Below are 26,161 nucleotides of genomic sequence, written 5' to 3' on the forward strand. Positions count from 1 at the left end.
AACTTTTATCAGCAGGGAGCAGTAAATGGCAGTCAGCGTGTTCGACCTCTTCAAAATCGGCATTGGTCCGTCCAGTTCGCATACGGTCGGGCCGATGCGTGCGGCGCTGATGTTCGCGCAAGGGCTCGAACGCGACGGGCTGCTTGGCGCGACGGCATCGGTGAAAGTGGATCTGTACGGCTCGCTCGGCGCGACCGGCAAGGGTCACGGCACCGATCGCGGCGTGATGCTCGGCCTGATGGGCGATGCGCCTGACACCGTCGATCCTGACACGATCGCGCAGCGGCTCGAAGTGGTGAAGGCGTCGCGCAAGCTCGCTTTGCTCGGCACGCACGACGTGCCGTTTGTCCAGAAAGATCACATTTCGTTTTATCGCCAGGCGCTGTCCGAGCATCCGAACGGCCTGAAGTTGCGTGCGTTCGATGCAGAAGGCGAGACGCTGCGTGAGTCGACCTATCTGTCGGTCGGTGGCGGTTTCGTGGTGACGGCGGGCGCGCCGAACACGAAGGTGCTGAGCGCCGTCGAACAATTACCGCATTCGTTCCGCAGCGGCAACGAATTGCTCGCGCTGTGCAAATCGACCGGCAAGAGCATCGCGCAATTGATGTGGGAAAACGAACGCGTCTGGCACACGGAAGAAGAGACGCGTGCGGGCTTGCTGAAGATCTGGAACGTGATGCAGTCGTGTGTGTCGCGCGGTTGCGGCATCAACAATCCGGATGCCGACGGTCACTTGCCTGGTCCGTTCCAGGTGAAGCGCCGAGCGCCGCAGTTGTATCGCGCGCTGTCGGGCAATCCTGAACTGGCGCTGCGCGATCCGCTATCGATGGTCGACTGGATCAATCTCTACGCGATCGCCGTGAATGAAGAAAACGCTGCGGGCGGGCGCGTGGTCACTGCGCCGACCAATGGCGCGGCCGGCATCATTCCCGCGGTGCTGCATTACTACACGCGCTTCATGCCGGGCTCGAACGAGCAGGGCGTGATCGACTTCCTGATGACGGCGGCGGCAATCGGCATTCTGTACAAGCTGAATGCGTCGATTTCAGGCGCGGAAGTAGGGTGCCAGGGTGAAGTGGGCGTGGCCTGCTCGATGGCCGCGGGTGGACTCGCGGCGGTGATGGGCGGCACGCCTGAGCAGGTCGAGAATGCTGCCGAGATCGGCATGGAGCATAACCTCGGGCTGACGTGCGATCCGGTCGGCGGGATGGTGCAGATTCCGTGTATCGAGCGCAATGCGATGGGCTCGGTGAAAGCCGTGAATGCGGCGCGAATGGCGTTACGCGGTGACGGCACACATTATGTATCGCTGGACTCTGTGATCAAGACGATGATGCAGACCGGCGCGGATATGAAGACCAAGTACAAGGAAACCTCGCGCGGTGGGTTGGCTGTGAATATTGTGGAGTGTTGAGAACACAACGACCCGACCGCACCGATCGCACCCAACGCAACGTCTGGAGGCTTCATCGCAATGCCGCTTGCTTCTGAATCTTCTTCCACCGCCCAAACTACCGGCGCGCGTCTTGTCGTCGACGCTTTGCTGACGCACGGCGTCGAACGTGTTTTCTGTGTTCCCGGCGAAAGCTTTCTCGCCGTGCTCGATTCGCTGCACGACGAAACAGACCGCATCCAAACCGTCGTCTGCCGGCACGAAGCGGCAGCCGCGAACATGGCCGAGGCCGTCGGCAAATTGACCGGGCGTCCGGGCGTCGCCATCGTCACGCGCGGACCCGGCGCGACGCATGCATCGATCGGCGTGCACACCGCATTTCAGGACTCCACGCCGATGATCCTGCTGATTGGCCAATGCGCGCGTGAGCATCTCGATCGCGAGGCATTCCAGGAAATCGACTATCGGCGCATGTTCGGTCAGATGGCCAAATGGGTCGCGCAAATCGATGATCCGAAACGCATTCCCGAATATCTGAGCCATGCGTTTCACACGGCGACGTCGGGACGTCCGGGGCCAGTCGTGTTGTCGTTACCGGAAGATGTGTTGAGCGATGCGTGTGACCTTGTTGCCGGCGCGCCCGCATACAAGCGTGTGGCGGCGTCGCCGTCTGCGGCTCAGATGGAAGAATTGCGAAGATTACTGGAAGGCGCGCAACGGGCAATGGTGATTGCCGGCGGCAGCGGTTGGACACCTGCGGCATGTGCCGACCTACAACGCTTCGTCGAGAATTGGCAATTGCCGATCGGACTCGCGTTCCGCTTTCAGGACACGCTCGACAACGAGCATCCGAACTATGCGGGTGATGTCGGCCTCGGTATCAATCCGGCGTTGGCTCAGCGTATCCGCGATGCGGACCTGCTCCTCACGCTCGGTCCACGGTTGGGCGAAGCGACGACCAACGGCTATACGCTGCTCGATATTCCGAAGACCAAACAAACGCTGGTGCATGTGCATCAAGGTGCGGAAGAGCTCGGGCGGGTCTACGCGGCAGATCTGCCGATCGTCTCGGGCATGCCGGAACTGGCAGCGCTGCTTGCCGAGTTGAGGCCGTCTTCCGACAAGCTCGCATGGACCGGCGCGGCAGAGGAGGCGCATCGCGCGTATCTCGACTGGCGCAAGCCACGCCCGATTCCCGGCGACGTGCAAATGGGCGAAGTCATCCAACAATTGCGCGCGCATCTACCGGAAGACGCGATCCTCACAAACGGCGCGGGCAACTACGCAACGTGGCTGCATCGGCATTTTTCATATCGGCATTTCCGCTCGCAACTCGCGCCGACCAGCGGCGCGATGGGCTACGGTGTCCCAGCGGCGATTGCGGCGAAGTCGATGTATCCGCAACGCGCAGTGGTCGCATTAGCCGGCGACGGGTGCTTCATGATGTCCGCGCAAGAACTCGCGACGGCAATGCAGTACGACCTGCATGTGATTTTCATCGTCGTGAACAACAGCCACTTCGGCACGATCCGGATGCATCAGGAACGGCACTATCCGAATCGCGTGCATGGCACCGGTCTCACGAATCCGGATTTCGCGGCATTCGCAAAGTCGTTCGGCGCCCACGGAGAGACGGTGGAGCGGACTGAAGATTTTCTGCCCGCGTTGCAGCGTTCTTTGGAAGCGAAGCGCGCGGCAGTGATCGAGATTCGCATGCCGCAGGAGGCAAGTACGCCGGGCGCAACGTTGGAGCAGATTCGCGAGCAGGGAAGGAAGCTGCGAGGCGAAACTGCTTAGCGTGAAAAGGCTTGTGGGCAACGTCCCTCCGCGCCGCCGCGTCTTAAGTCGAATTTTTGACGTATAGCAGACTTACCATGCGATCACCTTGTGCATCGTTTGACGAATCGGCTAGGGTTGCCATTCGTCTGAACGATTCAGGGAGTGGATATGCTTAAAGCTGCGGTATTTGCAGGTGCGCTGGGACTGTCGAGCGCTGTGTTTGCAATGGACGTGTCCTGTCCAGTTCATCCCACGGCAGAATGGCTGAAGGAGAGTGACGCCCGTGCGCAGATCGAAGCGCAAGGCTACAAGATCGCGAAGTTCGAGATCGACGACAATTGCTATGAGGTCGAGGCCTACAACCAGGATGGCAGAAAGGTGGAATTGAACTACGACACCAAGACGCTTGCAGTCATCCGGCAGAAGATGGACTGACGCCATCGTCTCGCGCAAGTAGCTTCATAAAAAAACCCCGCCGAAGCGGGGTTCCTGACGTTGAGGCGAGCAGCGAAAAACCGCTTATTTCCCGCCCACGCTTTGCAGCGTCGTCCACTTGCCATCGACAACCTTGTACAGCGTGATGCCGCCGTTCTTCAGGTCGCCCTTGCCGTCGTACGCGAGGTTCGCTGCCGTCACTGCCGGCATCGAGGTCTTCGCGAGCAGCGGCAGATACTTGGCCGGATCGGTCGAGTTAGCCTTCTTCATTGCGTCGAACATGGCCATTGCACCGTCGTACGCGTACGGCGAGTACGTTTGCACGTCCTCGTTGAAGCGCTTCTTGTACTTCGCAACGTAGTCCTTGCCACCCGGCATTTCTTCGAGCGGCAGGCCGGCGAGCGATGCCACCGTGCCGTTCGCTGCGTCACCCGCGAGCTGGATGAACGTCGGCGTGTGGACCATTTCGCCACCCATCAGCGGTGCCTTGATGCCCAGTTGCTTCATCTGCTTGACCATCGGCGCCGCTTGCGAATCCGCGCCGCCGTAGTAGACCATGTCCGGGTTGACCGACTTCAGCTTGGTCAGGATCGACTTGAAGTCCACTGCCTTATCGTTCGTGTATTCACGATCGACGATCTGGCCGCCTGCTGCCTTCGCTGCCTTTTCGAACTGATCAGCCAGACCTTGGCCATAGGCCGTGCGGTCGTCGACGATCACGATCTTCTTCATGCCCAGGGTCTTCACCGCGAACGTGCCGGCGACCGAACCTTGCTGCGTGTCGGACGTCATCATGCGGAACGTGGTCTTGAAGCCTTGTTGCGTGTACTCAGGCGCCGTCGCCATTGCGATTTCGGGGATGCCCGCGTTCGCATAAATGCGCGAAGCCGGAATCGTGGTGCCCGAGTTGAAGTGGCCGAGCATGCCCTTGATGCCGTCATCCACCAGCTTTTGTGCAACGGTCGTGCCGGTGCGCGGGTCAGCCTGGTCGTCGGCCGAATCCAGCACGAAGCGAACCTGCTTGCCGCCGATCATCGGCTTGGTGGCGTTCATGTCTTCCACAGCCAGCGTGATGCCGTTCTGGAAGTCCTTACCGTAGTGGGCCTGTGCGCCCGTCATCGGACCGGCAAAACCGATCTTCACATCTTCGGTCGATTGAGCGTTGGCCGTCCCCGCCAGCGACATTGCTGCAACCAGCGCTGCGCCTGCCAGCTGTTTCATTTTGTGTTGCATAGCTTCTCCTTGGTACCAGGTGTGGATGGAGCGGTTTTTCGGGGTCGCCGTACCGCTTCCGTCTTTTTTGAAAAGATCAATGAGGTTCGCTCAACCGATCGTCATCAAATTTGCATTACCGCCTGCTGCTGCCGTATTCACGCTGACCGAGCGTTCCGTCAATAGACGCTCGAGCGCGTAGTCCTCATCGCCGCTTTCCAGCGCGCGAGCCGCGACGCCCTGCACCGAGACGATCGGCCCCGCACGTTTCGCAACTTCCTTCACCAGCGCCAGCAGCTCGTCGCTGTCGCCTTCGAACAGCACGGCGTCGAACGGCGTATCGGCGCTCTTCTTCACGCTTGCGTAGGACTTCAACGCGGCGGGCAGCAGCGACACCAATTGTTCACCAGCCGCGCCTTCGAACAAGGCGCGATTTCCCGTAGCCAGCGCCGCGGCAAACTGCACGCGTGCACCGCTCGCCGTCGACGCGACGCACAGCACCGTGCCGCGCGCGCCCAGCGTGTACGTGTTGCGCTCGCCGGTCGGCCCCGACAATACCGCAGTTGCGCCCGCCGGTACATGCGACAGATAACCGTCGCAGCGTGCGGCCAGGACCGGCTGCTGTTCGCTGATCAGCCAGTCGCGCAGCGCAGTCAAGGCAGCGGACGGATTATCCCCGTTCACGCCCGCTTGCGGCACCTCAACGATCAGTGCATCGGCCAGCGACTTCGGCAACCCTGCCGGACGCGTAGCCAGCAGACGCTGCAGATAAAGCGCGCCACCTGCTTTCGGACCCGTGCCCGACAAACCTTCGCCACCGAACGGCTGAACACCCACCACCGCGCCGATCACATTGCGGTTCACGTAGATGTTGCCGACATGCGCGCGGCTGATCACGTGAGCGATCGTTTCGTCGATCCGCGTGTGAATGCCAAGCGTCAGGCCGTAGCCGGTCGTGCGGATCTGTTCGAGCAGCTTGTCCAGCTGGCTGCGGCGGTAACGCACCACATGCAGCACCGGGCCGAACACTTCACGCTTCAATTCGTCGATGCTGTCGAGTTCGATCAGCGTCGGCGGAACAAACGTACCTTGTCCCCCACCTTCCGGCATAGGCAACTGCTCGACCTTGCGGCCTTTCTCGCGCATCGCCGCGACGTGCGCGTCGATACCGCGCTTCGCGTCGAGGTCGATTACCGGGCCAACGTCGATCGACAGGCGGTCCGGATTGCCCACCGACAGTTCGCGCATCGCGCCCGTCAGCATTTCGAGCGTGCGGTCCGCAACATCCTCTTGTAGACAAAGAACGCGCAACGCGGAACACCGTTGACCGGCGGAGTCGAACGACGACTGCAGCACGTCCGCCACCACCTGTTCAGCAAGCGCCGAGGAATCGACGATCATCGCGTTCTGGCCGCCGGTTTCGGCGATCAGCGGAATCGGCTTGCCTTCCGGGTCGAGACGGTTCGACAACGTCTTGTTGATCAGACGCGCGACTTCGGTCGAACCGGTGAACATCACCGCACGGGTGCGCGGATCGGCGACCAGCGCGGCGCCAACCGTTTCGCCATTGCCCGGCAGCAGTTGCACCGCGCCCGCCGGCACGCCGGCTTCGCGCAGGATACGCACGGCTTGCGCGGCGATCAGTGGCGTTTGTTCGGCCGGCTTGGCGAGCACGGTGTTACCAGCCGCCAAAGCTGCAGCCACCTGGCCCATGAAAATCGCCAGCGGGAAATTCCACGGGCTGATACAGACCACCGGGCCAAGCGGGCGGTGCGTGTCGTTGGAGAATTCGTTGCGGATCTGCGTCGAGTAGTAGCGCAGGAAGTCGATCGCTTCGCGGATTTCCGCGACCGCGTTCGCCAGCGACTTGCCGGCTTCACGCACCACCAGACCCATCAGCGTGTGCATCTGGGCTTCGAGCAGATCGGCGGCACGCGCGAGGCAATCGGCGCGCGCATCGACCGGCGTCGCTTGCCAGATCGGTGCGGCGGCAACTGCATGGGCCATTGCGGCGCTCACATGTTCCGAGGTCGCTTCCACAACAGTACCGACGAGGTCGCGGTGATCGGCCGGGTTCCGCACATCACGCGCAACGCCCACGGCGATCTCGTTGTCTTCGAGCATCGGCGCGGCGCGCCACGGATGATGCGCGCTCGCCAGCAACGCCGACGACAGCGAGGCCAGACGATGTTCATTCGACAGATCGAGGCCCATCGAATTGAGACGCTCGGCGCCGAACAGATTGCGCGGCAGCGGAATTTTCGCGTGCGGCGCACCGAGCGGGGCGATCTTCGACGCTTCGTCGACCGGGTCGGCGATCAGGTCCTTGATCGCGACGTTTTCATCGGCGATGCGGTTCACGAACGACGTGTTCGCGCCGTTTTCCAGCAGGCGGCGCACGAGGTACGCGAGCAGCGTTTCATGCGTGCCGACCGGCGCATACACGCGGCACGGACGGTTCAGCTTGTCGCGGCCGGTGACTTCTTCATACAGCGGTTCACCCATGCCGTGCAGGCATTGGAACTCGTACTGGCCAGGGTAGTAGTTATTGCCCGCGAGGTGATAGATCGCCGAGAGCGTGTGTGCGTTGTGCGTGGCGAACTGCGGATAAACCGCGTCCGGCGCGGCGAGCAGCTTCTTCGCGCAGGCAACGTAGGACACATCCGTGTAGATCTTGCGCGTGTAGACCGGATAGCCTTCGAGGCCGTCCACTTGCGCACGCTTGATTTCGGTATCCCAGTACGCGCCCTTCACGAGGCGGACCATGATGCGGTGACGACTGCGGCGCGCCAGATCGATCAGGTAGTCGATCACGAACGGGCAGCGCTTCTGATACGCCTGCACCACGAAACCGATGCCGTTCCAGCCGGCCAGTTCCGGATCGAAGCACAGCGCTTCCAGCAGGTCGAGCGAGATTTCGAGGCGGTCGGCTTCTTCAGCGTCGATGTTCAGGCCGATGTCGTAGCGGCGCGCGAGAATCGCCAACGAGCGTACGCGCGGCAGCAGTTCGCTCATCGTGCGTTCCTGCTGCGAACGCGAGTAGCGTGCGTGAAGCGCAGAGAGCTTGATCGAGATGCCCGGGCCTTCGTAAATGCCGCGGCCGCCGGCTGCCTTGCCAATCGCGTGGATCGCCTGTTCGTACGAGGCGTAATAGCGTTGCGCGTCCGCTTCGGTGGTCGCCGCTTCGCCGAGCATGTCGTACGAGTAACGGAAGCCGCGTGCTTCGTACTTGCGGCTGTTGGCGAGCGCTTCGGAAATGTTCTCGCCGGTGACGAATTGCTCGCCCATCAGGCGCATCGCCATATCGACGCCCTTACGGATCAGCGGCTCGCCGCCCTTGCCGATCAGGCGCGTAAGCGCCGACGACAGACCCGTTTCACTATTGGTCGTCACCAGCTTGCCGGTGATCATCAGGCCCCACGTCGCGGCGTTGACGAACAGCGACGGCGCCTGGCCGACGTGCGACTTCCAGTCGCCCTTGCTGATCTTGTCGCGGATCAGCGCGTCACGCGTAGCGCGATCCGGGATGCGCAGCAGCGCTTCGGCGAGGCACATCAGCGCCACACCTTCCTGGCTCGACAGCGAGAATTCGTGGATCAGCCCTTCGACGCCACCGCCCTTGCTCTTGGTGCGCAGCGTTTCGACCAGCTTGCCGGCCATTGCCTGCACGTCGCCCGCGAGATTGGCCGGCAGACGCGCCTGGCCGAGCAGGAACGGCACGCATTCCGGCTCGGGACGGCGATACGCGGCGGTGATCGCCGCGCGCAGCACCGATTGCGGTTGCACGTTCTGCGCGAATTCGAGGAACGGATGCGACGCACCGTCTTCCTCGTGCTCCACCGCGGCGCCGTCAGCCAGATCGGCCGAGCCGGTGTGGCCCGACAATTCCGGCGGCAATTGGCCGTGTTCGATCTTTTCAAGGTACGCGAAGATCGCCTGCTTGATCAGCCAGTGCGGAGTGCGTTCGAGCCGGGTGGCGGCATCTTTCAGCCGGGAACGCAGGAGGTCGTCGACCTTGACGCCAAGGGTGGTGCTAGCCATGTTTCCTTCTTCGGATACCAAACGAATTCGCTGGGGAAAGACTAAAAGTTGGGCGAATCGTACGCCTCCAAATAAAAAGGTGCAACCATGCTTAACGCATGGTTGCACCTTTTTAAAAGCCCCGTACGGCGGGGGTTTGCGCCGAATGGCGCTGCGCGTGGCGACAGCGGTTGCGATCAGTACTTTCCCTGGCGTGATTCTTTTCGCTTTTACCCTTATCAGATCGCTCGGCGCGCCGTTATACGGAATATGGGTGGTCGCGGCCGCAGGGCACGCACATAAAAACGGTACGGGGTTTTAGAGGACTGGCGAAATGGAAAAGTGGTTAGTGATATTGGGCATCTGGGCGATGTGCGCGACGTGCGGCGTGCTGTTCATCCGCGGCGCGACGCGCGGCCCGGGCAAACGTGAGGCGGAAGAAATGCGGGCGCGTCCGGCATCGCGCGCATCGGCTGGCGATGCGCGGGCAGCTTGGAACGATTGAGGGGCTAAGCCCGACGGTTAACGATGGACATCAAGACGCCGTTTCTCGACTGACACCGCAAAGCAAGTACTCGCCGCACGGCTCACACCAGGCGGCGATGCAGACGCACGCGTCAATGCCGTGGAAGGGGGTCGTACTGCGCGCAGGTGTCGTCGGGCGAAACGAGCTGGTCGTGCAGACGGCAAAGCCGGCTGTCCGCCACGCTCGCGCCAAACCCAGAACTGAATACGGCGAGACCCGGAATGCTCTGCTCCAGTGAATGCCGATCCTCGGCGCGATACCGGCAGTTTGCACAGCGCGGCGCGCACGCATCGAAGCGTGCGTGGGCCGTGCCGGCGATGCGGACCGCCTCGCTCATCACGAGCCCTGCCCCAAGCTACTCCAGTACGGTGCGAACACGTGCGCGGACAGCGCGTAGCCGATGGCGATATTGACTACCACGCCCGCCGTAAAGGCCAGGAACGGCTTCAGGCCGGTGGCCGAAAGCGCGCGCAGGCGCGTGGTCAACCCGATGCTCAGGAAACAGAAAGTGAACGCCCATGTGCGTAGCGCGGTGATCGGCGCGACGAATTCGGGCGTGACGACCTTGCGGTAGTCGGCCAGCGAGTAGTGGCTGGCGATCCACGTCACCAGCGCCGATGCGATCACGAAGCCGATCACGAACTTCGGAAAACGCGCCCAGATTTCACCGGCGTTCGCTTTCGCTTTGACGCCGCTGTCCTGCGACTCCCAGCGCGTGGTCGCGACAATGGCGAGCACGAACGCCCAGATACCGATCCAGATATCGCGGCCGACCACCTTCATCAGCGTGAACGCCTGCAGCGATGCCTCGGGGGCGCCCGCAATCGCACCGCCCGCGTGCTTCGCGAAGTCGCCGTAAGCTTGGGCGGCGGCAATACCCGCGGCGTCGGCGAATTCGGACGTGCCGATCCATGCGCCCGCCACTGCTGTAGAAAGTCCCAGCGAACGCGACGCAAAGGGCAGCACGAAAATCATCACGATCGCCCACAAGACCACCAGCGTAATCGCCACCGACGCCTGTTCGCGTTTGGCGCGTACCGCACCCGCAATCGCGATCGCCGCCGACACGCCGCACACCGCGCCGCCCACGCCCAGCACGGCCGCAAAACGCCGGTCGAGACCAAGCGCCTTGGCGACAAGGAAGATCACGAAGAACGTCACGAGCGAGACGATGGTCGCCTGTCCGACCGCGACCGGCCCCGCCCACACCAGCAAGGTGAACGGCAGCGTCGCGCCGAGCAACACGATGCCGACCTTGATATAAAACTCCACGCGCAAGCCCGCTGAAAACCACTCGGGCAACGTGAACACATTGGAAATCAGAAGGCCAAGCGCCAGCGCAACCAATGGCGGCTCAAGGTTGTACTTCGACGCATTCACCCACGCGCCCAGCGTGAAAATCAGCGCCGACGCGATGAACAGGATCAGGAACGAGCCCAGGAAAATGCCGACCCGCTGCTTCAACGTGGCAAGGCTCACGCCGAACAGCGTGGCGAACACGACGAACAGCGCGACATAGTTCGGCAGATGCTTGCCGATGTCCTGCGCGGCCTGTCCCACGCTCGCCCATTTGGCCGGCGCCACCGCCAGCCACTTGATGCTGCTGCCCGAGGCGAACAACGCCCAGGCAATCACGATCACCAGCAGGCCAATCCAGACGGCCCACCAGTCTTCAGTTGAAAAGAGCCCGCCGCCGTGTGCGCTATGGTCACTGCGCGGTTTGCTGGGCGCGGCGCCGGTTGGCAACGTCTGGTTGGTATCGCTCATCGCAAATGCCCCGAGGAAGTTGAGGTGCATCGGCGCGGGATTTTTGAGTTTTGCCTGAAGGTGCGCCGATTCGGCGAAATATAGGCGAGCGGCGACGCAAAACGAAACGACCATTCGCTCTATGAATATGACTTAAAGGAGTAATGCCGCGAAGTTGTCGTAAAGCGGACTGCAACGGCCGTCAGATGTCGAGGGGATCGACTTCGAGATTCCAGCGCAGCACGCCTTTCAGGCCGCGTAGCATCGGTTGCCATGCGCGCAACGTGGCCTGCAACGCGGCCCGCGACGTGCTCTCGATCAGCAATTGCGCCCGATGTACGTGCATCACCTTGACGATGGTGAGCGGCACGGCGTCATAGACCGTCACGCGCGCGGCGGCCGGGATCTCCGTCAGCGCAGCGGCGGCCTGCTGTAGGAAAGCGAGCGCGGCTTCGAGCGTGCGGCCTTCGGCGCGCAGCAAAGCCTGATAGGCGAACGGCGGCAGATGAGCGTCACGCCGCTCGGCCAGCGTCGAATTGGCAAAGCCGACGTAGTCATGCCGCCCCAGCGCGTGATACAGCGCATGGCGCGGATAGCGCGTCTGCACCAGCACTTCGCCCGGCAAACCGCCGCGGCCCGCGCGGCCGCTCACTTGCATCAATTGCGCGAAAAGGCGTTCGCTCGCGCGGAAGTCGTGCGAAAACAGGGCGGTGTCGGCGTTCAGGACGCCGACCAGCGAGACCCGCTGGAAGTCGTGGCCCTTTGCAATCATCTGCGTGCCGACAAGGATGTCGACCTCGCCGGCGTGGACGTCGGAAAACAGCGCCTGCGCGCTGCCTTTGCGGCGTGTGCTGTCGGCGTCGATGCGCAGCACGCGGGCGCCAGGCACCGCGCTCGCCAGCGTTTCTTCGACGCGTTGCGTGCCGCGTCCCATCGGCGCGATGTCGACATTGCCGCACTCCGGGCACGAGCGCGGAATGCGCGATTCCCAGCCGCAGTGGTGGCAGCGCAGTGCGCGCTCGGGTTTATGCAACACGACGTAGGCGCTGCAACGCGGGCAACCGGCCACCCAGCCGCAGGCGTCGCAGGCGAGTTGCGGCGCATAACCGCGTCGGTTCAGGAACACGAGACTTTGCTCGCCGCGCTCGAGCCGCGCCTTCAACGCCGCGATCAACGGCCCGGACAAACCCTCCACCGAGGCCCGTCCGCGCCGCCGCTCTTCTTCCAGATCGATCAGCCTGACTGTCGGCAGGACGGCCTCGGCAACTGCACGGCGCGACAGCGTGAGACGCTTATAGCGTCCCTGATCCGCCTGCCACCAGCTTTCCAGCGACGGCGTAGCCGAGCCGAGCACAACCGGCAAACCGAGTTGCTTACCGCGATAGATCGCCAGATCGCGTGCCGAATAGCGCAAGCCTTCCTGTTGCTTGTAGGCGGGATCGTGTTCCTCGTCGACGACGATGATCGCGAGTTTCGGCAGCGAGGCAAGCACCGCCAGTCGCGTGCCGAGCACGATGCGAGCGCGCCCGGTATGCGCGGCGAACCAGTTGCGGGCGCGTTCGCCTTCCGCGAGGCCGCTGTGCAGCGTGACGATCGAGGTGCCTTCGAGCGCGGCAAAGCGCGCACGGAAGGCCGACTCGAACTGCGGCGTCAGATTGATTTCAGGGACGAGGACGAGGGCCTGCGCGTCGGGCTTCGCCGCCAGAATCTCGGCGAGCGCGCGCAGATACACCTCGGTCTTGCCACTGCCCGTCACGCCGTGCAGCAGGAAGGGCGCGAAGCCGGTCGCGTCGCGGATCGCTTCGACCGCAGTCGCCTGTTCGTCGGTGAGGGTGGGTAGGATGGGTGCGGGCGTATCCGGCGACGCAGGGCCAGCGAGCACCTCGGCGGCTTCGATCACCTCAAGCGCGACCCAGCCTTCGGCTTGCCATGCGTCCAAGGTTGCAATGGCTTTGGGGTGGAGCGCGCGAGCGTCGGCGGCGCTCAGAAATTCGGCCTTCGCCAGGGCTTGGGCAAGCTTGCGCAATGCGCTTGCACGCGCCGGCAATGTTTCCGGCAACGCGGCGCGACCCTCGACGGTCAGGCTGTAGCGTTCCTCGGGTGCGAACAGGCGCGACCAGCGCGCGGCGTCACGCAGGGCTTGCGGCAAAGCGGGCAGGGCCACTTCCCCGAGGCCGCGTTGATAGTAGTCGGCGGCGAAGGCTGCGAGCCGCAGCCATTCGGTCGACACGGGCGGGCAGGCGGTACAGACATGGGTGACTGCTCGCAGGCGGTCAGCGGGTACGTCACTGTGAGTGGTCACTTCGCAGACGAGACCCACCACGTGACGCTTGCCGAACGGCACGCTCACCATCATGCCCGGCGCAACGCTTTCGGGCGTGTCGTAGCGGTAGTCGAACAAAGTCGGCAGCGGATGATCCAGCGCGACGCGGACGAACACTTCACTCACGCGGCGGTGGGGATCAGATGAATGGATGCGGCATGACGCCGCGTCACGGTGCACATTGAGCAAACGGCGAACCCATCGAAGTTAAAGTAAAACTTCAATTTCGGCGCTAAGTTTTGGATTCGGCTGAACAATTGCAATCGGTCCGCTTGCCTGTGGATAACTTTGTTGAGAACTTCGTTCAGATGGGCCGGGAACCGCGCTGCAGCGGCCTTCTGTGGGTTTCCGCACATTTTGTCGTGAACCCTTGAAACCCTTGCCAGACAAGGCTTAGATCAAATGCGCCTGCAATGTGCAAGGGCTAAGGCACGACGAAAGCTTCTACCGCGCCGCAGCGTGATCAATGTGCATAAGTCAAGTCTTGACTTTCGCAAGACCGCCATCTGACGGCCTGCCGACTACAAATATTCCCTTAGAGCGAGAGCCCAGTTTGCTGCTTTGCAGCAAAAATGGCAACGTTTTCGGCGTCAGCTTGGTGCATGCGCGCCGCTTCGAATCGCGCGGCTATGACGATGAACTTCATCCACGAGTTCAGCAACATTCTCCGGCGGCGTGAACTGCGAAATGCCGTGCCCGAGATTGAAAACGTGGCCAGGATGATTGCCGAAGCTGTCGAGCACGGCGCGCGCTTCCATCCGGATCGACGCCGGTGGCGCAAACAGCACCGAAGGATCGATATTGCCTTGCAGTGCAACCTTGGTACCCACGCGCTCGCGCGCCTTGCTCAGGTTCACGGTCCAGTCGAGACCCACCGCATCCACGCCGATATCGGCGATCTCGTCGAGCCACAACCCGCCGCCCTTCGTGAACGTGATCACCGGCACTTTTTCTCCGTCGTGATCGCGCTTCAGTTCGCTCACGACCTGCTGGATGTACTGCAACGAGAAGCGTTGGTAGATACCGTCCGCGAGCGCCCCGCCCCATGTGTCGAAGATCATTACGGCTTGCGCGCCGGCTTCGATCTGGGCATTCAGGTACGCCGCAACCGACTTCGCGTTGACGTCGAGAATTCGGTGCATCAGGTCCGGACGAGCGTACAGCATCGATTTAACCGTGCGGAAGTCCGCTGAACCGCCACCTTCCACCATGTAACACGCCAGTGTCCACGGGCTGCCCGAAAAGCCGATCAGCGGCACGCGCTGGCGGCCTTGCGCGTCGGTCAGCGCGGTGCGGATTTCGCGCACCGCGTCGGTCACGTAGCGCAGCGTGGCGTCGATATCGGGGACGGCCAGGCGCGCTACATCGTCTTCCGTGCGCACCGGGCGAGCGAATTTCGGACCCTCGCCGGCGACGAACTCGAGACCGAGGCCCATGGCGTCAGGCACGGTGAGGATATCGGAGAACAGAATCGCGGCGTCGAGCGGATAGCGCTCGAGCGGCTGCAGCGTGACTTCCGTTGCGTACGCCGGGTTCTTCGCCAGACCGAGGAAGCTGCCCGCGCGACCCCGCGTGGCGTTGTATTCCGGCAGGTAGCGGCCAGCCTGCCGCATCAGCCAGATTGGCGTGTAGTCGGTCGGCTGGCGCAGCAGCGCGCGCAGGAAAGTGTCGTTCAGGAGTTTATGGGCCACGTTGCGTACGACTGAAGGCAAAGGAGCATTTTACCGGACCCGGCTGGCCGCATCGCGCTTGATGCGGGCAATAACTGTGGCGCGTCTTGCTTGCGGCCGCTTTTTTGCTGCCCGGTGCGGCGCCATGACTCAGCTGAACGGCCAATGTTCAAGCGTGAATTGCCGGGCTATCATCCGACGGCCTTACCAAACAATTACGCGCAACCAAGGAGACTCGATGAACAAGGCAGCACTCGCACTGCTCGGCGTTCTGGCCGGTGTTTTGATGCACGCAGGCGTGGCCCAGGCGCAGACCGCCACCACCGCCCCCGCCACGGCGCCCTCACGGCTTGACGAAATCCTCGCGCGCGGCACGTTGCGCGCCTGTACGACCGGCGATTACAAGCCGTACTCGTTTTACAAGGCGGACGGCCAGTTCGAAGGTATTGATATCGACATGACCGAGTCGCTCGCCAAATCGCTCGGCGTGAAGGCGGAATTCGTCAAGACATCGTGGTCCAACCTGATGAACGACTTCGTGGCGAAATGCGACGTCGGCGTAGGCGGTGTTTCGCCGACGCTCGAGCGCCAGAAGCGCGCGTTTTTTACGCAGGCGTACATGGTCGACGGCAAGACGCCGATCGTTCGGTGTGACGACGTCAACAAGTATCAAACGGTGGCGCAGATCGATCAGTCGGCAACCCGCGTGATCGTCAATCCGGGCGGCACCAACGAGCGTTTCGCCAAGCAGTATTTCCCGCATGCGAACCTGACCGTCTATCCGGACAACGTGACGATCTTCAAACAGATCCTCGCCGGCAAGGCCGACGTGATGGTGACCGATGCGTCGGAGACCTTGCTGCAGCAAAAGCTGAATCCGGGTCTTTGCTCGGTGCATCCGGACAAGCCTTTCCAGTATGGCGAGAAGGCCTGGCTGCTGCCGCGGGGCGATGTGGCGCTCCAGCAATACGTCGATCAGTGGTTGCACCTTGCGCGAGCGACCGGCGAGTATCAGGCGATCTCGGATAAGTGGCTGAAGTAAGTTGCACAGTCCGGCCTGCGCTCCGCTCAATCGGAAAAGCAAAGCAGTTCGATTGATTAATAGGTCCGCATGGCCGGCACAATCGTGTAACCGGACCCCAAGGCGCTACGCAAAACTCGAACAATACGGTTGAACAAGGGTCCAACAAACCGGCCGCTTGCACGCCTATCTCCCATGCGCGGGGTGCTGCAAAGCAGCGCACGCGTTCAGCCGGGAATCCAGGAACTTCGTAACGCTGGAAAAGCGCCTGTAATACAGCCGATCCGCCCCAAAAAAGATGAGCATGCAACCATTTCATGCGGAATCGACTGAACGGATTACGCCGCAATATGCGTCACGAATAGCATCAATCGAGCGTATGAAATTGCGCAGCAGTCATCGGAAAAAATTACGTTTAAAACGTTTCGGATTGGAAATAAGTCCCGCAATGCCTTATCTGGCGGGCGTTACAACCTGAAACACTTTGTTACCGCGCTCGTAGGTTAATTCGCCCACAATGCCCTCAACGGTTTCAACACGGATGTGGCTGGGTGCGTGGTGTGAGCGGATACGATGCACTTGCCGGTCGGCGTATGCCGAAGCCCTGTGAAGGGGCATCCCTGCTGGGGCCGTAGTCGACGCAGGGTCGTCGTCTCAGTTGGTTCCATCTTTGGTCTCCTCGCGCTAACCCCGTAGCGTGTGGTTTTTAGCGGGCTCCAGGCCCGCTTTTTTTTCATCTGGTCAAACGTTTGCGAGCTTGCCGGCGGGTCGATTTTCGGCTTTTCCTTCGACCGTGCAGTTCCTCCGGGCTCATTCCATAGCACACGGTTTTCCCCAATATGTCGGTCGGCACCGCGCGGAAATTCGCACGGTGCCGAACCCGGTTAGCCATCAGGTCGTCTTGTTTTCCTGCACCTTCAATTCGCTGATCATCCGTTCGCGCATGACGAATTTCTGCACCTTGCCGGTCACCGTCATTGGCAATTCGTCGACAAAGCGGATGTACTTCGGCACCTTGTAGTGCGCGATCTGGCCCTGGCAGAACTGCTGGATTTCCTCCGCTGTGGCCTGCTCCCCTGAGCGCAATACGATCCACGCACAGACTTCCTCGCCGTACTTCGCGTCGGGCACACCGAAGACCTGCACGCTCTGGATTTTCGGGTGGCGGAACAAAAACTCTTCGATCTCGCGCGGGTAAATGTTTTCGCCGCCGCGAATCAGCATGTCCTTCAGGCGGCCGACGATGTTGCAATAGCCTTCGGCATCGAGCGTCGCCAGATCGCCGGTATGCATCCAGCCGTCGACAATGCTTTCCCGCGTCTTCGCTTCGTCCCCCCAATAGCCCTGCATCACCGAATAACCCTTGGTGCACAGTTCGCCCGTCTCGCCGACCGGCACGATCGCGCCGAGCGGATCGACGATCTTCACCTCCAGATGCGGCTGGATCCGACCGACTGTCGTGGTGCGTTTGTCGAGCGGATCGGTGGTCGAACTCTGAAAGGACACCGGGCTGGTCTCCGTCATGCCGTATGCGATCGTGATCTCGTTCAGATGCATCTTCGAGACAACCTTCTTCATCGTCTCGATCGGGCATGGCGAACCGGCCATGATTCCAGTGCGCAGGCGCGAGAAGTCGTAATTGGCGAAGTTCGGATGATCGAGTTCGGCGATGAACATGGTCGGCACCCCGTGCAGAGCGGTGCACCGCTCTTCGGCGACGGCCGCCAGCGTGGCGGCTGGATCGAAGCCCTCACCCGGGAACACCATATTCGCGCCGACCGATACGCATGCCAGCACCGCCAGCACCATGCCGAAGCAGTGATAAAGCGGGACGGGAATGCACAGGCCGTCCTGCTCCGTTAGACGCATCGCCATCGCGATATAGCGCGCGTTGTTGACGACGTTTCGGTGGGTCAGCGTCGCGCCCTTCGGATTGCCTGTCGTGCCGCTGGTGAACTGAATGTTGATCGGGTCGTGCGAGGAGAGCGTCGCGCCGATGGCGTCGAGCCTGGCGATGTCGAGTGTTGCGCGACCCTGCTCGATCACGTCGGAGAAGGTCAGCATGCCGGGCGTTTCCGTGTCGCACATACGGATCACGTAGCGCAGATCGGGCAGGCGCGCGGCGCGCAGCTCGCCCGGCGCCTGGATCGCCAACTCCGGCGCGAGCTCCTGCAGCATCTCGAGGTACATCGACGTCTTGAAACGCTCTGCGGCAACGATCGCCTTGCAGCCCACCTTGTTCAACGCGTATTCGAGTTCGGCGAGCCGGTAAGCCGGGTTAATGTTGACGAGTACGGCGCCGATGCGTGCCGTCGCGAACTGGGTAAGCAGCCATTCCACCCGGTTCGGCGACCAGATTCCGACGCGGTCGCCCTTCACGATGCCGAGTGTAAGGAGCCCAGACGCCAGCACGTCGATTTCCTCGGCGAACTCCTTCCATGTCCAGCTGATTCCCTGCTCACGAAACACCACGGCTGGGCGCTCAGGGAAACGCGCCGCAGTGTCGCGCAGAAACTGGCCTACCGGGGCTTCGCTCAACGGAATCTCGGTCGACCCGCGCACGTATGACAGGTTGTCTTTGGGTTCGATGAGTGCGCCTTCGCCTGACATGTGGGTTGCCATGGTGTTGTCTCCGTGAGCGGAAGCTCGCCCAGTCTATTGAAATCAATTGTGCCACCGGCGCGTGTCCGTACGGCATCAAGTCTTACCCGCAGCGCATTGGCGGCTACACATCTCGCTCCGACTGCTGATCGCTCGGTCCGAATGCACGATTTTGCTGACCTTTCCGTAAACGTCAAGTTAAGGTCAAAAAAAAGCAGCCGCGAAGGCTGCTTTTTCTCTGATACGTGATGCTTAGTTCTGACCGCGCAGCTTGCGCAGACGCTGGATCGCAGCGAGCTGAGCCGTCGCGTACGCCAGTTCCGCTTGCGCGGTGGCGTATTCGAGGTTCGAACCCGTGTTCTGCAGCGCTTCTTCTGCGCGCTTGCGTGCATCTTCGGCCTTGGCTTCGTCGAGATCCTTGCCGCGGATCGCCGTGTCGGCGAGAACCGTCACAGCACCAGGCTGGATTTCGAGGATACCGCCGGCGACGAACACAAATTCTTCTTCGCCGTTTTCAGCTTCGATGCGCACCGCACCCGGACGAATCCGCGTGATGAGCGGCGTGTGTCCCGGCAGAATGCCGAGTTCACCTGCTTCACCCGGCAGCGCGACGAACTTCGCCTGGCCCGAGAAGATCTGCTCTTCCGCGCTGACGACGTCTACTTTAATGGTTGCCATATCGACTCCTGTGGCGACCAGAGTTGGCGCTTTAGCGCTTACTCTGGCCCCATGCAAGGCTGGATTGAGTGTAGTAAGAGGCGCCGTTTTCGCGAAATACTACCCCGCGGGTAGTATTTCAATGCGAGCGGCGCCCGCTTCGTTACACCCGACCTTTACTGGATCTTCTTGGCCTTTTCGAAGGCTTCGTCGATCGTGCCGACCATGTAGAACGCTTGTTCCGGCAGGTGGTCGCACTCGCCTTCAACGATCATCTTGAAGCCACGAATCGTTTCCTTCAGCGGCACGTACTTGCCCGGCGAGCCCGTGAACACTTCAGCGACGTGGAACGGCTGCGACAGGAAACGCTGGATCTTACGAGCGCGCGCCACGGCGAGCTTGTCTTCCGGTGCCAGTTCGTCCATGCCCAGAATCGCGATAATGTCGCGCAATTCCTTGTAGCGCTGCAGCGTTTGCTGCACGCCGCGCGTGATTGCGTAGTGCTCTTCGCCAATCACGTTCGGGTCGATCTGACGCGAGGTCGAATCGAGCGGGTCCACTGCCGGGTAGATACCCAGCGAAGCGATGTCACGCGACAACACGACGGTTGCGTCCAGGTGGCCGAAGGTCGTAGCCGGCGACGGGTCGGTCAAGTCATCCGCAGGGACGTACACGGCCTGCACCGACGTGATCGAGCCGGTCTTGGTCGACGTAATACGCTCTTGCAGCTTACCCATTTCTTCAGCGAGAGTAGGCTGATAGCCCACTGCCGACGGCATACGGCCGAGCAGTGCCGACACTTCCGTGCCTGCCAGCGTGAAACGGTAGATGTTGTCGACGAAGAACAGCACGTCGAGACCTTCGTCACGGAAGTGCTCAGCCATCGTCAGACCTGTCAGCGCAACGCGCAGACGGTTGCCCGGCGGCTCGTTCATCTGGCCGTACACCAGCGCGACCTTGTCGAGAACGTTCGAGTCCTTCATTTCGTGATAGAAGTCGTTCCCTTCACGGGTACGCTCGCCAACACCGGCGAACACGGAGTAACCACCGTGTTCCTTAGCGATGTTGTTGATCAGTTCCATCATGTTCACGGTCTTGCCTACACCCGCGCCACCGAACAGGCCAACCTTACCGCCCTTGGCGAACGGGCAGATCAGGTCGATAACCTTGATGCCGGTTTCGAGCAGTTCCGTCGACGGCGACAGTTCGTCGAACGCCGGAGCCTTCTGGTGAATACCGCGAACCACGTCCGAGTTGATCGGGCCGGCTTCGTCGATCGGGCGACCCAGCACGTCCATGATCCGGCCGAGGGTCGGCTTGCCAACCGGCACGCTGATCGGCTTGCCGGTGTTCTTCACCGTCGTACCGCGGCGCAGACCGTCCGATGCACCCAGACAGATGGTACGGACGACGCCGTCGCCCAGCTGTTGCTGGACTTCGAGGGTCAGTTCCGAACCGTCGAGAATGAGCGCGTCGTAAATCTTCGGCATGTGGTCACGCGGGAATTCCACGTCGATCACCGCGCCGATGCACTGTACGATCTTGCCTTCTACCAAAGCAGTAGTACTCATCGCTTTTCCTTTAGATACTCAATTCTTCACTCGCGCAAAGGCGCAGTTTCGGTGGGTGCGCCACGAAGGCGCACACGAAGCGGCGTACCTGACCGTTAGGGTCAGACTGCCGCTGCGCCACCGACGATTTCCGACAGTTCTTTCGTGATCGCGGCCTGACGGCTCTTGTTGTACACGAGCTGCAGTTCGTTGATGACCGTCTTCGCATTGTCCGAAGCGGCCTTCATTGCGACCATCCGTGCCGACTGCTCCGATGCCATGTTTTCCGCGACGGCCTGATAGACCAGCGCTTCGACATAACGCACCAGCAGTTCGTCCACCACTGCCTGTGCATCCGGCTCGTAGATGTAGTCCCACTGCGTGCTCGGCGTCGTGCCGTCTTCGTCCTTGCGCTCGAACTGATCTGCCGACAGCGGCAGCAGTTGCTCGATCACCGGCTCCTGCTTCATCGTGTTGACGAAGCGCGTGTACGCGAGGTACACCGCCGAAACCTTGCCTTCCGAGTACAGGTCGAGCTGCACCTTCACCGCGCCGATCAGCTTTTCCAGATGCGGCGTGTCGCCCAGATGCACCACATTCGACACCACCTTGGCGCGCAGACGATTCAGGAAACCCAGACCCTTGGTGCCGATCGCAGTTGCTTCGATCGTCTTGCCCTGGCCTTCCAGTTCCTTGAACTTCTGCAGCGACGCGCGCAGCACGTTGGTGTTCATCCCGCCGCACAGACCTTTATCGGTCGTGACGAGGATGATGCCGGCCGCTTTCGCGCCTTCGTTCGACACCATGAACGGGTGACGATACTCCGGGTTCGCACGGCTCATGTGCGCAGCGATATCGCGGACCTTGTCGGCATACGGGCGAGCAGCGCGCATGCGCTCCTGAGCGCGGCGCATCTTCGATGCGGCCACCATCTCCATCGCTTTCGTGATCTTGCGCGTGTTTTGCACGCTCTTGATCTTGCCGCGAATTTCCTTCATTCCAGCCATTGCTTGCTCCTTGTCGGCCCGAGTATGCGCTTCAGCGCTTACTCGGGTCCCATGCAAAGCGATCGAAGCAGCGCGGGTTCAGTTGCCTGCGGCCCGCGCCGCTTCAAGGTCCGTTTATGCCTTGCGGGTCACTCGCGGATCAATAAGCGCCGGACTTCTTGAAGTCTTTGAGAGCCGTATGCAGCAGGGCTTCGTCGTCCTTCGAGAGTTCCTTGGTATCTTCGATGCGCTTGATCAGGTCAGCGTGCTTCGACTTCAGGTAATCACGCAGGCCCTTTTCGAACGGCAGCACTTGCGCGACTTCGAGGTCGTCCAGGTAACCGTTGTTCGCAGCGAACAGCGCGACAGCCAGTTCCCACACTTGCAGCGGCTGATACTGCGGCTGCTTCAGCAGTTCTGTCACGCGGCGGCCGCGCTCTAGTTGCTTGCGGGTCGCTTCGTCGAGGTCCGATGCGAACTGCGCAAACGCTGCGAGTTCGCGGTACTGCGCCAGGTCGGTACGGATACCGCCCGACAGCTTCTTCACGACCTTGGTTTGAGCCGCACCACCCACACGCGAGACCGACACACCGGCGTTAATTGCCGGGCGGATACCTGCGTTGAAAAGGTCGGTTTCCAGGAAGATCTGGCCGTCGGTAATCGAGATCACGTTCGTCGGAACGAATGCGGTCACGTCGCCTGCTTGCGTTTCAATGACCGGCAGTGCCGTCAGCGAACCGCTCTTGCCCTTCACTTCGCCGTTCGTGAACTTCTCGACGTACTCTTCCGAGACGCGAGCAGCACGCTCCAGCAGACGCGAGTGCAGATAGAACACGTCGCCCGGGTAAGCTTCGCGACCCGGCGGGCGGCGCAGCAGCAGCGAGATCTGACGGTATGCCCAAGCTTGCTTGGTCAAGTCGTCATAAACGATCAGGGCGTCTTGACCGCGGTCGCGGAAGTATTCGCCCATCGTGCAGCCGGCGTACGGTGCGAGGTACTGCATCGCAGCCGATTCCGAAGCCGAAGCGGCCACGACGATCGTGTATTCCAGCGCGCCGGTTTCTTCCAGCTTGCGGACCACGTTCATGATCGACGAAGCTTTCTGGCCGATCGCGACGTAGATACAGAAGAGGTTCTTGCCCTTCTGGTTGATGATCGCGTCGACGGCGACTGCGGTCTTGCCGCACTGGCGGTCGCCGATGATCAGCTCACGCTGGCCACGGCCAACCGGCACCATCGCGTCGATCGACTTCAGACCGGTTTGAACCGGTTCCGAAACCGACTTACGCCAGATCACGCCCGGAGCAATCTTTTCGATTGCGTCGGTTTTCTTCGCGTTGACCGGGCCCTTGCCGTCGATCGGGTTGCCGAGTGCATCGACCACGCGGCCGAGCAGTTCCGGACCCACCGGCACTTCGAGAATGCGACCCGTCGTCTTGACGATGTCGCCTTCCGAAATGTGTTCGTACTCACCCAGAATCACGGCGCCGACCGAGTCGCGCTCGAGGTTCAGTGCGAGACCGAAGGTGTTGCCCGGGAATTCGAGCATTTCGCCCTGCATCACTTCCGACAGGCCGTGAATACGCACGATACCGTCGGTCACGGAGATCACGGTGCCCTGGTTGCGAACGTCTGCGCTCGCTTCAAGGCCCTGGATCCGGCTCTTGATCAGCTCACTGATCTCAGAGGGATTGAGTTGCATTATTCGCTCCTGATAGTCAATTCTGTTGCGTGCCAGCCGCTTCAGCGCTTTCGGCGCTTCAGGCCGCCAGAGCCGTCTGCATGCTGGCAAGCCGCGCGCGGACCGAGGTATCGAGCACTTCGTCGCCAACCGTCACGCGCACGCCGCCGATGAGCGACGAGTCGACTTCGACCGTCGGCTTCAGCTTGCGCTTGAATTTGCGTTCGAGACCTGCGACGAGTTCGTTCAACTGCGCGCCTTCGAGCGGGAATGCGCTGACGATCAGCACATCTGCCGCCCCTTCGCGGGCGTTCTTCAACTCTTCGAACTGCGTGGCGATTTCCGGCAGCAATTGCAGGCGATGGTTATCGACCAGCATTTGCACCAGATTCTTCGCTTGCACATTGTCCTTGAGCGGCGACTTGACCGCGGACAGCAGCAGATCGCTGACCTGTGCGCGGCTCACTTTCGGGCTCGAGGCGATCGACAGCACTTCGGGCAGACGCGCAACCTGTGCCAGCTCCTGCACGAGCGTGGACCAGGCGGCGATGTCACCAGCTTCGGCCACGCCAAACAGCGCTTCTGCGTACGGACGGGCGATGGTTGCAAGTTCGGCCATGATCAGAGCTCGGCTTTCAGTTGATTCAGCAGGTCAGCGTGGGCTGCCTGGTCGACTTCGCGCTTCAGGATCTGTTCAGCGCCCTTCACTGCGAGTGCAGCAACTTCGCCGCGCAGCGTTTCGCGGGCCTTCACGACTTGCTGTTCCGCGTCCGCCTTCGCTTGCGCGATGATGCGAGCGGCTTCGGCTTGTGCCTGGGCCTTGATTTCGTCGGCGACTGTCACTGCGCGCTTTTCTGCGTCAGCAATACGTTGTTGACCGTCGTTGCGTGCCTGAGCCAGTTCCTGGTCGACGCGCTTGTGGGCGGCTTCGAGTTCAGCCTTGCCCTTTTCAGCGGCAGACAAACCGTCAGCAATCTTCTTTGAGCGCTCGTCGAGGGCGTTGATCAACGGCGGCCACACGAACTTCATCGTGAACCACGCGAGGATCAGGAACACGACCATTTGCGCAAACAGGGTTGCGTTGAGATTCACGGTGTTTCCTTAAACGTTGCTAGTTCGGAAAGTGAAACGGCAAGGCGCTCATCGATTCTGTATTCGATCAGCGCCCAAGTGCCCGTTCCGCCCTGCGCCTTTACCAGTTATAGCTCAGGCGCAAACTTCCGAGGAACCTCAGCCTGCCAGCTTCGACAGCAGCGGGTTCGCGAACGCGAACAGCATTGCCACACCAACGCCAATCAGGAACGCAGCATCGATCAGACCAGCCAGCAGGAACATCTTGGTTTGCAGCGGGTTCATCAGTTCCGGTTGACGAGCACATGCTTCGATGTACTTGCCACCCATCAGGCCGATACCGATACAGGCGCCGATTGCACCCAGGCCGATGATGATGCCGATACCGATGGCGGTCAGACCCTGGATGTTGGCGATGAAAGCTTGCATGATCACTCCTTTGTGAAAAGTCTTTTAGAACTGGTTGGAACTGGGATTTAATAAAACAAAACTAAAACAATTCGTCGTTCGACACGCCGTGATTAGTGGCTGTCGTGTGCCTGTCCGATGTACACCAGCGTCAGCATCATGAAAATGAACGCTTGCAGCAGAACGATCAGGATGTGGAAGATCGCCCAGACCGTGCCTGCAATGACGTGGCCGATAAAGCCGAGCACTGACGCGTCCGCGCCGAAACCCCACATGCTGCCGAGGAGAGCAATCAGCAGGAACAACAGCTCGCCCGCGTACATGTTGCCGAACAGCCGCATGCCGAGCGAAACCGTCTTTGCGACGAACTCGATGATGTTCAATGCAAGGTTCGGGATCCACAGCAGCGGATGCGCGCCGAACGGAGCCGACAGCAGTTCATGCACGAAGCCGCCTGCGCCCTTGATCTTGAAGTTGTAGTAAATCATCAGCGCGAACACGCCGAGTGCAATACCGAGCGTACCGTTCAGGTCGGCCGTCGGCACAATGCGATGATGGGGGATGGCTTCCGACAGGCCCAGCCAGCCGATCACGCGGCCCGGCAGGTCGACGGGGATGAAGTCGAGCGAGTTCATCAGCGCGACCCAGACGAACACGGTCAGTGCCAGCGGCGCGATGAAGGTGCGCGAGCCGTGGATCATCGACTTCGATTGATCTTCGACCATCTCGACCAGCATTTCGATCGCGCACTGGAAACGACCCGGCACGCCGGACGTTGCCTTGCGAGCCGCCAGATGCAGGATGGCGATCGTGGCCAGACCGCAAACGATCGACCAGAAAAGGGTGTCCAGATTCCACACGTGAATGTCGAAAATCGACGTCTGGTGCGCGGTGGAAAAGTTCTGCAAGTGGTGCGCGATGTACTCGGACGGATCCAGAGCGCGCGTGCCTTCGCTAGCTGCCATATCGTTAATGCCACCCAAATTGTCGAAAATCGTCTTAGGCCGTTCCCGCCGCAATTCTGTATTGCGGGAACACGCCGGGTGCGGATCGTGTCATATCCGCACTCCTTACGCCAGCGC

The 26,161-nt window shown here is 61.3% G+C and carries 20 protein-coding genes; 5 read left to right on the forward strand and 15 right to left on the reverse strand.

The features are described from left to right. Nucleotides 1-25: 25 nt before the first annotated feature. The 3 genes from PQQ86_RS19215 to PQQ86_RS19225 all read left to right on the forward strand — a co-directional run bounded on the left by PQQ86_RS19215 (nucleotide 26) and on the right by PQQ86_RS19225 (nucleotide 3,607). The gene (locus PQQ86_RS19215) at nucleotides 26-1,414 is read left to right on the forward strand and encodes an L-serine ammonia-lyase (protein WP_408269742.1); all 1,389 of its coding nucleotides are present in this window, start codon (nucleotides 26-28) and stop codon (nucleotides 1,412-1,414) included. A gap of 60 nt (nucleotides 1,415-1,474) precedes the next feature. Continuing rightward, entirely contained in the window at nucleotides 1,475-3,190 is a 1,716-nt protein-coding gene (locus PQQ86_RS19220) for a thiamine pyrophosphate-binding protein (RefSeq protein WP_408269745.1), read from the forward strand. A gap of 150 nt (nucleotides 3,191-3,340) precedes the next feature. Beyond that, the gene (locus PQQ86_RS19225; RefSeq protein WP_408269748.1) at nucleotides 3,341-3,607 is read left to right on the forward strand and encodes a PepSY domain-containing protein; all 267 of its coding nucleotides are present in this window, start codon (nucleotides 3,341-3,343) and stop codon (nucleotides 3,605-3,607) included. 84 nt (nucleotides 3,608-3,691) lie between these two features. On the opposite strand, the gene PQQ86_RS19230 is transcribed toward PQQ86_RS19225, so the two are convergent. Then, nucleotides 3,692-4,840, reverse strand: coding sequence for a branched-chain amino acid ABC transporter substrate-binding protein (locus PQQ86_RS19230; RefSeq protein WP_408199768.1), 1,149 nt, complete (start codon nucleotides 4,838-4,840; stop codon nucleotides 3,692-3,694). Between the two features lie 90 nt (nucleotides 4,841-4,930). Next, entirely contained in the window at nucleotides 4,931-8,860 is a 3,930-nt protein-coding gene (putA, locus tag PQQ86_RS19235) for a trifunctional transcriptional regulator/proline dehydrogenase/L-glutamate gamma-semialdehyde dehydrogenase (protein WP_408269752.1), read from the reverse strand. Nucleotides 8,861-9,173: 313 nt separating this feature from the next. Here putA and PQQ86_RS19240 point away from each other — a divergent pair, with 313 nt between their 5' ends. Beyond that, nucleotides 9,174-9,344, forward strand: a complete 171-nt coding sequence (locus PQQ86_RS19240) for a hypothetical protein (protein WP_408269755.1) — start codon at nucleotides 9,174-9,176, stop codon at nucleotides 9,342-9,344. 112 nt (nucleotides 9,345-9,456) lie between these two features. Here the strand turns inward: PQQ86_RS19240 and PQQ86_RS19245 are convergent, their stop codons facing one another. The 4 genes from PQQ86_RS19245 to hemE form a co-directional block, all read right to left on the reverse strand. Next, nucleotides 9,457-9,702, reverse strand: a complete 246-nt coding sequence (locus tag PQQ86_RS19245; protein WP_408269758.1) for a hypothetical protein — start codon at nucleotides 9,700-9,702, stop codon at nucleotides 9,457-9,459. After that, entirely contained in the window at nucleotides 9,702-11,132 is a 1,431-nt protein-coding gene (locus tag PQQ86_RS19250) for a YeiH family protein (protein ID WP_408269761.1), read from the reverse strand. The genes PQQ86_RS19245 and PQQ86_RS19250 overlap by 1 nt, the downstream gene beginning before the upstream one ends. A 181-nt stretch (nucleotides 11,133-11,313) precedes the next feature. Continuing rightward, nucleotides 11,314-13,560 carry a primosomal protein N' gene (locus PQQ86_RS19255; protein WP_408269765.1) on the reverse strand — a complete coding sequence of 749 codons (2,247 nt, stop codon included), beginning with the start codon at nucleotides 13,558-13,560 and terminating at the stop codon, nucleotides 11,314-11,316. Nucleotides 13,561-14,024: 464 nt separating this feature from the next. Continuing rightward, nucleotides 14,025-15,125 carry a uroporphyrinogen decarboxylase gene (gene hemE / locus PQQ86_RS19260; protein ID WP_408269768.1) on the reverse strand — a complete coding sequence of 367 codons (1,101 nt, stop codon included), beginning with the start codon at nucleotides 15,123-15,125 and terminating at the stop codon, nucleotides 14,025-14,027. A gap of 217 nt (nucleotides 15,126-15,342) precedes the next feature. Between hemE and PQQ86_RS19265 the strand changes: the two genes are divergently transcribed. Then, a complete protein-coding gene (locus tag PQQ86_RS19265; protein WP_408269770.1) occupies nucleotides 15,343-16,146 on the forward strand; it encodes a transporter substrate-binding domain-containing protein in 804 nt (267 codons plus the stop codon). Nucleotides 16,147-17,016: 870 nt separating this feature from the next. Here PQQ86_RS19265 and PQQ86_RS19270 read toward each other — a convergent pair. From PQQ86_RS19270 to atpB, 9 genes are all read right to left on the reverse strand, one after another. Beyond that, complete coding sequence (locus PQQ86_RS19270; RefSeq protein ID WP_408269773.1) at nucleotides 17,017-18,747, reverse strand: AMP-binding protein; 1,731 nt, start codon at nucleotides 18,745-18,747, stop codon at nucleotides 17,017-17,019. A gap of 231 nt (nucleotides 18,748-18,978) precedes the next feature. Further along, complete coding sequence (locus PQQ86_RS19275) at nucleotides 18,979-19,404, reverse strand: F0F1 ATP synthase subunit epsilon (RefSeq protein WP_012434800.1); 426 nt, start codon at nucleotides 19,402-19,404, stop codon at nucleotides 18,979-18,981. Nucleotides 19,405-19,559: 155 nt separating this feature from the next. Beyond that, on the reverse strand, nucleotides 19,560-20,954 hold the full coding sequence (gene atpD / locus PQQ86_RS19280; protein ID WP_054038568.1) for a F0F1 ATP synthase subunit beta: 1,395 nt from the start codon (nucleotides 20,952-20,954) through the stop codon (nucleotides 19,560-19,562). A 101-nt stretch (nucleotides 20,955-21,055) separates the two neighbouring features. After that, a complete protein-coding gene (gene atpG / locus PQQ86_RS19285; protein ID WP_054038570.1) occupies nucleotides 21,056-21,940 on the reverse strand; it encodes a F0F1 ATP synthase subunit gamma in 885 nt (294 codons plus the stop codon). Nucleotides 21,941-22,079: 139 nt separating this feature from the next. Then, nucleotides 22,080-23,621 carry a F0F1 ATP synthase subunit alpha gene (gene atpA, locus PQQ86_RS19290; RefSeq protein WP_097390757.1) on the reverse strand — a complete coding sequence of 514 codons (1,542 nt, stop codon included), beginning with the start codon at nucleotides 23,619-23,621 and terminating at the stop codon, nucleotides 22,080-22,082. Nucleotides 23,622-23,679: 58 nt separating this feature from the next. Next, nucleotides 23,680-24,219 carry a F0F1 ATP synthase subunit delta gene (locus PQQ86_RS19295; RefSeq protein WP_408269778.1) on the reverse strand — a complete coding sequence of 180 codons (540 nt, stop codon included), beginning with the start codon at nucleotides 24,217-24,219 and terminating at the stop codon, nucleotides 23,680-23,682. A gap of 2 nt (nucleotides 24,220-24,221) precedes the next feature. Further along, nucleotides 24,222-24,692 carry a F0F1 ATP synthase subunit B gene (locus PQQ86_RS19300; protein ID WP_054038575.1) on the reverse strand — a complete coding sequence of 157 codons (471 nt, stop codon included), beginning with the start codon at nucleotides 24,690-24,692 and terminating at the stop codon, nucleotides 24,222-24,224. Between the two features lie 138 nt (nucleotides 24,693-24,830). Continuing rightward, on the reverse strand, nucleotides 24,831-25,100 hold the full coding sequence (gene atpE, locus PQQ86_RS19305) for a F0F1 ATP synthase subunit C (RefSeq protein ID WP_007180033.1): 270 nt from the start codon (nucleotides 25,098-25,100) through the stop codon (nucleotides 24,831-24,833). 92 nt (nucleotides 25,101-25,192) lie between these two features. Then, complete coding sequence (gene atpB, locus PQQ86_RS19310; protein ID WP_054038577.1) at nucleotides 25,193-26,044, reverse strand: F0F1 ATP synthase subunit A; 852 nt, start codon at nucleotides 26,042-26,044, stop codon at nucleotides 25,193-25,195. Between the last annotated feature and the right edge of the window lie 117 nt (nucleotides 26,045-26,161).

Source organism: Paraburkholderia sediminicola, assembly GCF_046026675.1.
GTDB classification, from domain to species: Bacteria; Pseudomonadota; Gammaproteobacteria; order Burkholderiales; family Burkholderiaceae; genus Paraburkholderia; species Paraburkholderia sediminicola_F.

Bases quoted from the DNA above. Each gene is read 5' to 3' on its own strand.
- PQQ86_RS19270 (WP_408269773.1), bottom strand. From the start codon at position 18,747: ATGGCAACCCACATGTCAGGCGAAGGCGCACTCATCGAACCCAAAGAC.
- PQQ86_RS19250 (WP_408269761.1), bottom strand. From the start codon at position 11,132: ATGAGCGATACCAACCAGACGTTGCCAACCGGCGCCGCGCCCAGCAAA.
- atpA (WP_097390757.1), bottom strand. From the start codon at position 23,621: ATGCAACTCAATCCCTCTGAGATCAGTGAGCTGATCAAGAGCCGGATC.
- PQQ86_RS19295 (WP_408269778.1), bottom strand. From the start codon at position 24,219: ATGGCCGAACTTGCAACCATCGCCCGTCCGTACGCAGAAGCGCTGTTT.
- PQQ86_RS19220 (WP_408269745.1), top strand. From the start codon at position 1,475: ATGCCGCTTGCTTCTGAATCTTCTTCCACCGCCCAAACTACCGGCGCG.
- atpB (WP_054038577.1), bottom strand. From the start codon at position 26,044: ATGGCAGCTAGCGAAGGCACGCGCGCTCTGGATCCGTCCGAGTACATC.
- PQQ86_RS19230 (WP_408199768.1), bottom strand. From the start codon at position 4,840: ATGCAACACAAAATGAAACAGCTGGCAGGCGCAGCGCTGGTTGCAGCA.
- PQQ86_RS19225 (WP_408269748.1), top strand. From the start codon at position 3,341: ATGCTTAAAGCTGCGGTATTTGCAGGTGCGCTGGGACTGTCGAGCGCT.
- PQQ86_RS19240 (WP_408269755.1), top strand. From the start codon at position 9,174: ATGGAAAAGTGGTTAGTGATATTGGGCATCTGGGCGATGTGCGCGACG.
- PQQ86_RS19275 (WP_012434800.1), bottom strand. From the start codon at position 19,404: ATGGCAACCATTAAAGTAGACGTCGTCAGCGCGGAAGAGCAGATCTTC.
- PQQ86_RS19215 (WP_408269742.1), top strand. From the start codon at position 26: ATGGCAGTCAGCGTGTTCGACCTCTTCAAAATCGGCATTGGTCCGTCC.
- atpE (WP_007180033.1), bottom strand. From the start codon at position 25,100: ATGCAAGCTTTCATCGCCAACATCCAGGGTCTGACCGCCATCGGTATC.
- PQQ86_RS19265 (WP_408269770.1), top strand. From the start codon at position 15,343: ATGAACAAGGCAGCACTCGCACTGCTCGGCGTTCTGGCCGGTGTTTTG.
- PQQ86_RS19245 (WP_408269758.1), bottom strand. From the start codon at position 9,702: ATGAGCGAGGCGGTCCGCATCGCCGGCACGGCCCACGCACGCTTCGAT.
- putA (WP_408269752.1), bottom strand. From the start codon at position 8,860: ATGGCTAGCACCACCCTTGGCGTCAAGGTCGACGACCTCCTGCGTTCC.
- atpD (WP_054038568.1), bottom strand. From the start codon at position 20,954: ATGAGTACTACTGCTTTGGTAGAAGGCAAGATCGTACAGTGCATCGGC.
- atpG (WP_054038570.1), bottom strand. From the start codon at position 21,940: ATGGCTGGAATGAAGGAAATTCGCGGCAAGATCAAGAGCGTGCAAAAC.